10 protein-coding genes are annotated in these 9,386 nt (G+C 67.0%); 6 read left to right on the forward strand and 4 right to left on the reverse strand.

All coding sequences use genetic code 11. From position 1 onward, the window contains the following. The first annotated feature begins 112 nt into the window (after nt 1-112). The 6 genes from CX676_RS02965 to CX676_RS02990 all read left to right on the forward strand — a co-directional run bounded on the left by CX676_RS02965 (nt 113) and on the right by CX676_RS02990 (nt 4,920). Complete coding sequence (locus tag CX676_RS02965; protein WP_101751286.1) at nt 113-1,030, forward strand: manganese-dependent inorganic pyrophosphatase; 918 nt, start codon at nt 113-115, stop codon at nt 1,028-1,030. Beyond that, nucleotides 1,030-1,899 carry a TIGR01459 family HAD-type hydrolase gene (locus tag CX676_RS02970; RefSeq protein ID WP_101751287.1) on the forward strand — a complete coding sequence of 290 codons (870 nt, stop codon included), beginning with the start codon at nt 1,030-1,032 and terminating at the stop codon, nt 1,897-1,899. Before CX676_RS02965 ends, CX676_RS02970 begins: the two co-directional genes overlap by 1 nt. A gap of 132 nt (nt 1,900-2,031) precedes the next feature. After that, nucleotides 2,032-2,475: a MaoC family dehydratase gene (locus CX676_RS02975; protein WP_101754108.1), complete on the forward strand. Its 444-nt coding sequence runs from the start codon at nt 2,032-2,034 to the stop codon at nt 2,473-2,475. A 38-nt stretch (nt 2,476-2,513) separates the two neighbouring features. Then, a complete protein-coding gene (locus tag CX676_RS02980; protein WP_101754109.1) occupies nt 2,514-3,446 on the forward strand; it encodes a bifunctional riboflavin kinase/FAD synthetase in 933 nt (310 codons plus the stop codon). Beyond that, nucleotides 3,446-3,886 carry a YcgN family cysteine cluster protein gene (locus CX676_RS02985; RefSeq protein WP_101751288.1) on the forward strand — a complete coding sequence of 147 codons (441 nt, stop codon included), beginning with the start codon at nt 3,446-3,448 and terminating at the stop codon, nt 3,884-3,886. Before CX676_RS02980 ends, CX676_RS02985 begins: the two co-directional genes overlap by 1 nt. After that, on the forward strand, nt 3,883-4,920 hold the full coding sequence (locus CX676_RS02990; protein WP_101751289.1) for a threonine aldolase family protein: 1,038 nt from the start codon (nt 3,883-3,885) through the stop codon (nt 4,918-4,920). The genes CX676_RS02985 and CX676_RS02990 overlap by 4 nt, the downstream gene beginning before the upstream one ends. Nucleotides 4,921-5,089: 169 nt before the next feature. Here the strand turns inward: CX676_RS02990 and CX676_RS02995 are convergent, their stop codons facing one another. Genes CX676_RS02995 through purL form a run of 4 tightly spaced genes read right to left on the reverse strand, consistent with a single transcriptional unit; the run spans nt 5,090 to nt 9,379 of the window. Then, nucleotides 5,090-5,560 (reverse strand): CinA family protein, encoded by a 471-nt coding sequence (locus CX676_RS02995; RefSeq protein ID WP_101751290.1) that lies wholly within the window; start codon nt 5,558-5,560, stop codon nt 5,090-5,092. Beyond that, nucleotides 5,557-6,057, reverse strand: a complete 501-nt coding sequence (locus CX676_RS03000; protein WP_408634472.1) for a phosphatidylglycerophosphatase A family protein — start codon at nt 6,055-6,057, stop codon at nt 5,557-5,559. Before CX676_RS03000 ends, CX676_RS02995 begins: the two co-directional genes overlap by 4 nt. Next, on the reverse strand, nt 6,054-7,202 hold the full coding sequence (locus CX676_RS03005) for a bifunctional 2-C-methyl-D-erythritol 4-phosphate cytidylyltransferase/2-C-methyl-D-erythritol 2,4-cyclodiphosphate synthase (protein WP_101751292.1): 1,149 nt from the start codon (nt 7,200-7,202) through the stop codon (nt 6,054-6,056). Before CX676_RS03005 ends, CX676_RS03000 begins: the two co-directional genes overlap by 4 nt. Next, nucleotides 7,199-9,379, reverse strand: a complete 2,181-nt coding sequence (purL, locus tag CX676_RS03010; RefSeq protein WP_101751293.1) for a phosphoribosylformylglycinamidine synthase subunit PurL — start codon at nt 9,377-9,379, stop codon at nt 7,199-7,201. The genes CX676_RS03005 and purL overlap by 4 nt, the downstream gene beginning before the upstream one ends. Nucleotides 9,380-9,386 lie beyond the last annotated feature (7 nt).

The following is a 9,386-nucleotide window of genomic DNA, read 5'->3' on the forward strand; positions in this document are numbered from 1 at the left end:
CGTAGACACCCCGGCCTTTCGTCGCATCCCCGCCCGCCGCGCCCCGCGTGGACATTGCCGCCCCGGCCACCTATAAGGCCGGCAAATTTCCCATCCCTTTATGAGGCGCACCATGATCAAGGTTCTCGGCCACAAGGCCCCCGATTCCGATGCCACCGGCTCCCCTGTCATCTGGGCCTGGTATCTGAACGAGGTCCGCAAGACCCCGGCCGCCGCCGTGCTGCAGGGCGAGCCGAATACCGAGGCCGGCTGGATGCTGACCCGCTGGGGCGTCGAGAAGCCCGAGATTATCGCCGACCTGGCGGCGGGCGAGAAGGTCGTGGTCGTCGATACGAACAACCCGGCCGAGCTGCCCGCCTCGATCAACGAGGCTGACGTGATCGAGATCATCGACCACCACTTGCTGGCCGGCGGCATCAAGACCAAGACGCCGATCAACATCACCATCCGCCCGCTGGCCTGCACCGCGACGATCATGCATGACCTGATCGGCGAGGATCTGGCGCAGGCCCCCGAGGCGATCAAGGGCGTGATGCTGACCTGCATCCTGTCGGACACGCTGGAATTCCGCAGCCCGACCACCACCGCCCATGACCGGGCCGTGGCCGAGAAGCTGGCCGCCGACCTGGGCGTGAACATCCCCGACTATGCCGCCGAAATGTTCGCCGCGAAGTCCGATGTCTCGGCCTTTGCCGATGACGCGCTGCTGCGCATGGACAGCAAGGAATACGAGCTGGGCGGCAAGCAGCTGCGCGTCTCGGTTCTGGAAACCACCGCGCCGCAGGTGCTGCTGGACCGCAAGGATGCGCTGATGGCCGCCATGCCGGGCGTTGCCGCCGCCGATGGTGCCGACGAGGTTCTGCTGTTCATCGTCGACATCCTCAACGAGCAGGCGACCTTGCTGGTCCCGAACGACTTCGTGAAGACCGTGGCCGAGAAAAGCTTCAACGCCACCGTCACCGGCGACACCGTGCTGCTGCCGGGCATCATGAGCCGCAAGAAGCAGATCATCCCGGCTCTGGCTGTCTGATGGTTCCGATCATCAACTCCCTGTCCGAGATCGGGCAGGGCTATGACGCGCTTTATTGCGACCTCTGGGGCTGCCTGCACAATGGCAAGCAGCCCTATCCGGCCGCCGTGGCGGCGCTGCAGGCGTATCGCCGGGGCGGTGGCAAGGTCTGCCTGATGACCAACGCGCCGCGTCCGAACCAATATGTCCGCGCCCAGCTGGACCGCATGGGCGTGCCGCAGGACTCCTATGACATCATCGTCAGTTCCGGCGATTGCGCGCAGGATGCGATGTTCGCGGGCGCGGTGGGCCGCAAGGTCTGGTTCATCGGCACCGAGAAAGACGAGGGCTTCTTCAGCGACATTCCCGCCGCATGGCAGGATGCGCCGGCGATTGTCCGGGTACCGCTGGAAGAGGCCGAAGGCATCGTCTGCACCGGCCCCTTCGACGAGCTGAACGAGGTGCCCGACGATTATCGCGGCCGGCTGATGCTGGCGCGCGAGCGTGGGCTGAAACTGCTCTGCGCCAATCCCGACGTCGTCGTGGACATGGGCGAGACCCGGATCTACTGCGCAGGCGCCTTGGCCGCGCTTTATGACGAGATCGGCGGCACCTCGCTTTATTTTGGCAAGCCTTACCCGCCGATCTATGACCGGGCGCGACAGCTTCTGGGTCTCGGCGATGACGCGCGGGTGCTGGCCATCGGCGACGGCATCAACACCGACATCAAGGGCGCGGTCGAGGAGGGCATCGATTCGCTGTTCGTCACCGGCGGCCTCGCGGCGTCGGCGCTTGGCGATGACGTCGAGAACCCCGATCCGGTGCTGTTGCAGGAATGGCTGGCGATGCACCAGCTGACCCCGACCTATGCCATCGGGCGGCTGCGCTGAGGCGCGGCCGTTCCGGCGGCTGAAAATCCGCCGGGTAACAATCTTATACTTTAGGCCAAGCGTCGCGATATTTTCTTGCGTGACGGTTTTCATGCTGCTATGCAGCATCAGAACCGGAGCAAGGGGTTTGGGATGTTGGACAATCTTCCGCGTGGCACCATCGTCATCGAGGATCTCGAAATCGGCATGACCCGTTACCTGCAAAAGCAGGTGACAGACCACGATATCGAGCTGTTCGCCGAGGTCTCGACCGACCGCAACCCGGTGCATCTGGACGAGGCTTACGCGCAGGATACCATCTTCGAGGGCCGCATCGCCCACGGGATGCTGACCGCCGGGCTGATCTCGGCCGTCATCGGCGAGCAGCTGCCCGGCCACGGCACGGTCTACCTGGGCCAGACGCTGAAGTTCATGGCCCCCGTTCGCCCCGGCGACATGGTCCGCGCCGAGGTCTCGGTGCTGGATATTGACATGTCCAAGCGCCGCGTGACCCTTGCAACCCGCTGCCTCGTCGGTGATACGGTCGTCTTGAAGGGCGAGGCGGTGGTTCTGGCGCCAAGCCGCAAATTCGACTGAAGACGGGGTGCGGCGCGCGCCCCATGGGGGGCGCTGCCGTGCAGATCCATCATCACTGGACCGGATTGCCCGCCAGCGCGCGCGGAACCAGTGCCGCCATGGGCAATTTCGACGGTGTGCATCTGGGCCATCGCTCGGTGATCGAGGCGGCGCATCGCGCCCAACCCGGCGCGGCGCTGTCGGTCATCACCTTCGAACCCCATCCCCGCCAGTTCTTTGCCCGTGACGCCGCGCCCTTCCGGCTGATGAATGCCGAGGCGCGGGCCAACCGGCTGGCCCGGCTTGGCGTCGAACACCTGTTCGAACTGCCCTTCGGCCCGGTTCTGGCCGGCCTCTCGCCCGAGGCTTTCGCCCGTCAGGTGCTGTGCGACGGTCTGGGTCTGGCCCATGTCACCGTCGGCGCGGATTTCTGCTTCGGCAAGGGCCGGGCGGGCAGCACCGAGACCCTGCAGCAGCTGGGGCGCGAGATGGGCTTTGGCGTCACCATCGCGCCGCTGATTGGCCGCGACGGCACCGATTTCAGCTCGACCGCGATCCGCGATGCGCTGGCCGAGGGCCGGGTGCGCGAGGCCGAGACCATGCTGGGCCACTGGCACCGGATCGAGGGCGAGGTGATCCATGGCGAGAAGCGCGGCCGCGAACTGGGCTGGCCCACCGCCAACATGTCGGTAGATGGGCTGCACCTGCCGCGGCTTGGCGTCTATGCGGTGCTGGTCGATGTGCTGACCGGGCCGGATCGCGGCACTTACCAGGGCGTGGCCAGCCTTGGCGTGCGGCCGATGTTCGGCGAGAACCGCCCCAACCTGGAAGTGAACCTGTTCGATTTCTCGGGCGACCTCTACGGCCAGCACCTGTCGGTGGCGCTGGTCGATTTCCTGCGCGACGAGGCCAAATTCGACGGGCTGCCGGCGCTGATCGCGCAGATCGAGGCCGATGCCGCTCAGGCGCGGGCGATCCTGGCGGGGGTCTGATGCGTCCGCGTTTCTGGGAATTGCCGCTGGCGAAGCTCGATCCCGAGGAATGGGAGGCGCTGTGCGACGGCTGCGGCAAATGCTGCCTGAACAAGCTGGAATTCGAGGACCCGCCCGAACTGGTCTTTACTCGCGTCTCCTGCCGTTTGCTCGACGGCCATGCCTGCCAATGCACCTCCTATGCCAACCGCCACGACTACGTGCCCGATTGCGTGGTGCTGACGCCGAAGAAGCTGAAAGAGGTGGCCTATTGGTTGCCGGCGACCTGCGCCTATCGGCTTCGCCACGAGGGCAAGCCGCTGGAGAATTGGCATTACCTGATCTCGGGCGACCGCGAGACCATCCATCGCGCCGGCATCAGCATGCGCGACCGGACCATCAGCGAGGTCGAGGTGGATGAGGATGATTGGGAAGATTACATGATCGAGGACCTGTCGTGAATTTCGCCTCGGACAATGCCTGGTGCGCCCATCCGGCGGTAATGGCCGCGCTGACTGACGCCAACCACGGCGCGATGATGGGCTATGGCGCCGATGCGGTGACGGCGGCGGCCGAGGCCGCGCTGCGCGAGGTGCTGGAGGCGCCCGAGGCCGTCATCCGCTTCGTCGCCACCGGCACTGCGGCCAATGCGCTGGTCTGTGCGCAACTGGCACCGGGTTTCGGCCGCATCTATTGCCACGAGGACGCACATATCGAGACCAGCGAATGCGCCGCGCCCGAATTCTTTACCGGCGGCGCCAAGCTGGTGACGCTGCCCGGCGCGGGCGGCAAGATCGCCCCCGAGACGCTGACCGAGGCGATCCGGCGCGGGGCCGCCGGCGGCTTGAACGAGGGCCGCAACGCCATGGTCTCGATCACCAATGCGACCGAATGGGGCACGCTTTACAGCGTCGCCGAAGTGACGGCGCTGGCCGAGATCGCCCATGCCGGCGGGTTGCCCTTGCACATGGACGGCGCGCGCTTTGCCAATGCCGTCGCGGGTCTGGGGGTGACGGCGGCGGACCTGACCTGGCGCGCGGGCGTCGATGCTCTGTGTTTCGGCGGCACCAAGAACGGCGCGATGGGGGCGGAGGCGATGGTCTTCTTCGATCCCGCCCAGGCCGAGAATTTTGACTATCGCCGCAAGCAATCAGGCCATGTCTTTTCCAAGAACCGCTATCTGGCGGCGCAGATGCTGGCGCTGGCGACCGACGGGCTGTGGCTGGAACTGGGCCGGCTGGCCAATGCCAAGGCCGCGCGGCTGGCCGAGGGGATTCTCGCGGCAGGCGGCGGGCTGATCCTGCCGGTGCAGTCGAACGCGGTCTTCGCCACCCTGCCGACGGCTGCGCATCAGCGGGCAAGGGCGGCCGGCGTGCGCTATCACCTCTGGCCCGACAAGAGCGCCGAGGGGCTGGACCCGGTGCCGCTGCGGCTGGTCACGGCCTGGGACACGCCGGATGAGGAGATCGAGGGGTTTTTGCGGCTGATCGGCTGACCTCGCCCGGAACAAGGGCGAAGCCCGCCGGGCGAGCGCCTGCCCGTTCCGGCGGGCTGGCGCTTTGGTGCCGCTGATCCTGCGTTCAGGGAAGCGAGGGACTTGGCACCATAAAGCGCATCGCTCAGCCCATGGCAGCGCCACCCCACGGGCAGGCTCTCGCCCTGTGTCAGCCCTTCAACGCCTCGAGCAGCATTCTCAGCGCATGGTCAACCGTTGCTGCGCGCACCTGCGCCCGGCCAATCGCCCCGAATTCCACCGTCTCGACCCGCAGCCCCTGCGCCCCGGCCAGCCCGAAGCAGACCCGACCCTCGGGCTTGTGCTCGGACCCGCCTGGACCGGCGATGCCGGTGACGGCGACGGTGAATTGCGCCTGCGAATGCTCCAGCGCGCCCATGGCCATCTCGGCGGCGATCTCTTCGCTGACGGCGCCGAAATCACGCAGCGTCTCCGGCTTGATCCCCAGCATCTGCATCTTGGCGGCATTGGAATAGGTGACGAAGCCGCGATCCACCACGTCCGAGGATCCGGCGATCTCGGTCAGCGCACCGATGATCAGCCCGCCGGTGCAGCTTTCCGCCGTGGCGATCATCGCGCCTTGCGCGCGGGCGGCGTCCAGAACCTCGGCCGCGAGGCTCATAGCATCAACGGGATGTGGAAGGCGGCGGAGGCGATCATCGTGGCGATGCCGGCGAAGAGGCCAGCCCAGAGGTCATCGGCCATCACCCCCACCGCATCCTTGCGCCGGTCGGCGCGGCCCACCAGCCAGGGCTTCCAGATGTCGAAAAGCCGGAAGAACACGAAGGCCGCGACCCAGCCCGGATAGGGGAAGCTGTCTACTGGCAGGCCGGCGAACCAGAAACCCGCCGAGGGGAAGCACAGCGCCAGCCATTGCCCGGCCACCTCGTCGATGACGATCTCGCTGCGATCGGGATCGGCCATGCCGGCGGTATAGCCCCGGACCGCCCAGAAACCGGCAAGGGTGACGGCAAGCGTCGCCAGCGCCAGCAGCGGGAAATGCCCGATGCGGTGAATGAGCAGGCCAAGCGCCACGGCGACGGCCGAGCCCCAGGTGCCGGGGGCGGGCTTCAACAGCCCCGCGCCAAACCAGATGCTGAGAAGGCGCTGCATGCTCACGCTCCGATCAGGGTGCAGGTGGCGATGGCGGCGATGCCCTCGCGCCGGCCGGTGAAGCCCAGTTGCTCCGAGGTGGTGGCCTTGACGCTGACACGCCCGGCCTCGACACCCATGATCGCCGCCAGCCGGTCCTGCATCGCAAGGGCATGGGGGCCGATCTTCGGCGCCTCGCAGACCAGCGTCACATCGGCATTGCCAAGGCGGAAGCCGCGCGCGCGGAACAACTCTGCGGCATGCGCCAGGAAGATGGCGCTGTCGGCACCCTTCCATTGCGGGTCAGAGGGCGGGAAGTGGCGGCCAATGTCCCCCTCGGCCAGCGCGCCGTAGATCGCGTCGGTCAGCGCGTGCATGCCCACATCGGCGTCGGAATGGCCGACCAGCCCGTGGTCATGCGGGATCTGCACGCCGCAGAGCCAGACATGATCGCCGGGGCCAAGCGCGTGAACGTCATAGCCATTGCCCATGCGGATATCCATGCCGCCTCCCAGAATGCGCTCGGCCCGGGCGAAATCCGGGGCAAAGGTGATCTTCAGATTGTCCTCGTCGCCCGGGGTGATGGCGACCGGGATGCCGGATTTGCGCGCCAGTTCTACATCGTCGGCGGCATCCTGCGGGTGGTCGCGATGGGCCTTGGAGATCTGGGCGAGCGAGAAACCCTGCGGCGTCTGCGCGCGAAACAGGCCATCGCGCGAGGCGGTGCCGGTGACGCTGCCACCCTCGCCGCGCCAGAGCGCATCGGTGACGGGCAAGGCCGGGGCGGCGGCCTCGGCCCCCGATTGCAGCGCGGCGATCACGCCCTCGATCACCGCATCGCTGACCAGCGGCCTTGCGCCGTCATGGATCAGCACATGGGTGATGTCGCTGCCCTGCAGGCTGTCGAGTGCAGCACGGACGCTGGCGGCGCGGGTCTCGCCGCCGGTCAGGATCGTCACTTGCCCGGCGAACAGGTCCTGCGCGCGGGCCATGTCCTCGGGATGGACGGTCAGGATCACCCGCTCGAAGCCGGCAAAGCGGTCAAGCGTGTGGGCCAGCACCGGCCGGCCCTGCAAGGCGCGCCATTGCTTGGGTTCACCGCCCCCCGCACGGGTGCCGCGACCGGCGGCGGTGATGATGGCGGCATAGCCTTTCGGGGCTGTCACGCTCATGCGTGATCGGGCATGTCGCCCCTGATCGCGGTGGCGAAGGCGCTGCGATAGAGGGCCGAGAGCTCGGCCAGATCGCCCGCATCCTCGCCCATCTGCACCGCCAGCCCGCCAAAGCTGCCGACCTGCGCGGCCGGCACATCAGCGGCCTCGGCGGCTTTCAGCAGCGCCTCGGCGCCCTCGGCATCGGTGGCGACCAGATAGCGGGCCTGATCCTCGCCGAACAATTGGCCGATCTCGCCGCTGTCGAGGCGCAACCCGATGCCCGCACCTTCCGCCATCTCGAACGCGGCCAGCGCCAGCCCGCCATCCGACAGATCGGCGCAGGCGCGGATATGGCTGCGATTGTCGCGGATGAACTCGCCATGCGCGCGCTCGGCGGCCAGATCGACATGCGGGGCGTCGCCCGCCTCGATCCCGAAGGCCTCGGCGGCCAGTGCCGACTGGCCCAGATGGCCTTCGGTCTTGCCGATGACGATGGCGATGTGCCCATCCTCGGGCAGGCCAGCGATCAGCTCGTCGAGGTTTTCAATCAGCCCGACGCCGCCGATGGTCGGCGTGGGCAGGATGCCGGTGCCGTCGGTCTCGTTGTAAAGCGAGACATTGCCCGAGACGATGGGGAAATCCAGCGCCGCGCAGGCCGCGCCGATGCCCTTCACCGCGCCGACGAACTGGCCCATGATCTCGGGCTTTTCGGGATTGCCGAAATTCAGGTTGTCGGTGGTGGCCAAGGGCAGCGCGCCCACGGCGGAAAGGTTGCGATAGGCCTCGGCAACCGCCTGCTTGCCGCCTTCGAAGGGGTTCGCCTTGACATAGCGCGGGGTCACGTCGCTGGTGAAGGCCAGCGCCTTTTGCGTACCATGGACGCGGACCACGCCCGCACCCATGCCGGGGCGGCGGATCGTGTCGGCGCCAACCTGCGTGTCGTATTGCTCCCAGACCCAGCCCTTATGCGCATGGGAGGGGGAGCCGATCAATTTGCGCAGCGCCGCGATCGGGGTGATCGGGGGCAGGGCGGGCATCGCCTTCGCCGCCGGGGTCTCGACCCAGGGCCGGTCATATTCCGGCGCGCTGGAGGAGAGCTTGGACAGCGGCAGATCGGCCTTCACCTCGTTGCCGTGCAGGATCAGGAAGCGGTCTTCGGGGATGGTCTCGCCGACAATGGCGAAATCGAGATCCCATTTGACGAAGATCGCCCGCGCCTCGGCCTCTTTCTCGGGCTTCAGCACCATCAGCATCCGCTCCTGGGATTCCGACAGCATCATCTCATAGGCGGTCATGTCGGTTTCGCGCTGCGGCACGGCGTCCAGTTGCAGCTTGATCCCAAGCCCGCCCTTGTCGCCCATCTCGACCGCCGAGCAGGTCAGCCCCGCCGCGCCCATATCCTGAATCGAGATCACCGAGCCCGAGGCCATCAGCTCGAGGCAGGCTTCCAGCAGGCATTTCTCGGTGAAGGGGTCGCCGACCTGAACGGTGGGGCGCTTTTCCTCGATCGTGTCATCGAACTCGGCCGAGGCCATGGTCGCGCCGCCGACGCCGTCGCGTCCGGTCTTGGCGCCCAGGTAGACGACCGGCATGCCGACGCCCGAAGCGGCCGAGTAGAAGATCTTGTCGGCATCGGCGAGCCCCGCCGCAAAGGCATTGACCAGACAGTTGCCGTCATAGCTGCGATGAAAGCGCACCTCGCCGCCCACGTTCGGGACGCCGAAGGCATTGCCATAGGCGCCGATCCCCTCGACCACGCCTTTGACCAGATGCGGGGTCTTGGGGTGCTCGGGACGCCCGAAGCTCAGCGAATCCATCGCCGCGATCGGACGCGCGCCCATGGTGAAGACGTCGCGCAGGATGCCGCCGACACCGGTGGCCGCGCCCTGGTGCGGTTCGATATAGCTGGGGTGGTTGTGGCTCTCCATCTTGAAGACCACGGCCTGACCGTCGCCGATATCGACGACGCCCGCATTTTCGCCCGGGCCACAGATGACCTGCGGGCCCGTGGTTGGCAGGGTGCGCAGCCATTTCTTCGACGACTTGTAGGAGCAATGCTCGTTCCACATGGCCGAGAAGATGCCGAGTTCCGTGAAGCTCGGTTCGCGCCCGATGATCTGCAGGATGCGGTCATATTCGTCGGGCTTCAGCCCGTGCGCGGCGATCAGATCCGGGGTGATCGACGGTTCCTGCATGTCATGC

Origin of the sequence: Paracoccus zhejiangensis (genome assembly GCF_002847445.1) — a bacterium.
In the GTDB taxonomy this organism is placed as follows: Bacteria; Pseudomonadota; Alphaproteobacteria; order Rhodobacterales; family Rhodobacteraceae; genus Paracoccus; species Paracoccus zhejiangensis.

What these genes read in the sequence shown, in the direction of transcription:
- CX676_RS02965 (WP_101751286.1), top strand. Translation starts at nt 113, where the DNA reads ATGATCAAGGTTCTCGGCCACAAGGCCCCCGATTCCGATGCCACCGGC.
- CX676_RS02970 (WP_101751287.1), top strand. Translation starts at nt 1,030, where the DNA reads ATGGTTCCGATCATCAACTCCCTGTCCGAGATCGGGCAGGGCTATGAC.
- CX676_RS02975 (WP_101754108.1), top strand. Translation starts at nt 2,032, where the DNA reads ATGTTGGACAATCTTCCGCGTGGCACCATCGTCATCGAGGATCTCGAA.
- CX676_RS02985 (WP_101751288.1), top strand. Translation starts at nt 3,446, where the DNA reads ATGCGTCCGCGTTTCTGGGAATTGCCGCTGGCGAAGCTCGATCCCGAG.
- CX676_RS02995 (WP_101751290.1), bottom strand. Translation starts at nt 5,560, where the DNA reads ATGAGCCTCGCGGCCGAGGTTCTGGACGCCGCCCGCGCGCAAGGCGCG.
- CX676_RS03005 (WP_101751292.1), bottom strand. Translation starts at nt 7,202, where the DNA reads ATGAGCGTGACAGCCCCGAAAGGCTATGCCGCCATCATCACCGCCGCC.
- purL (WP_101751293.1), bottom strand. Translation starts at nt 9,379, where the DNA reads ATGCAGGAACCGTCGATCACCCCGGATCTGATCGCCGCGCACGGGCTG.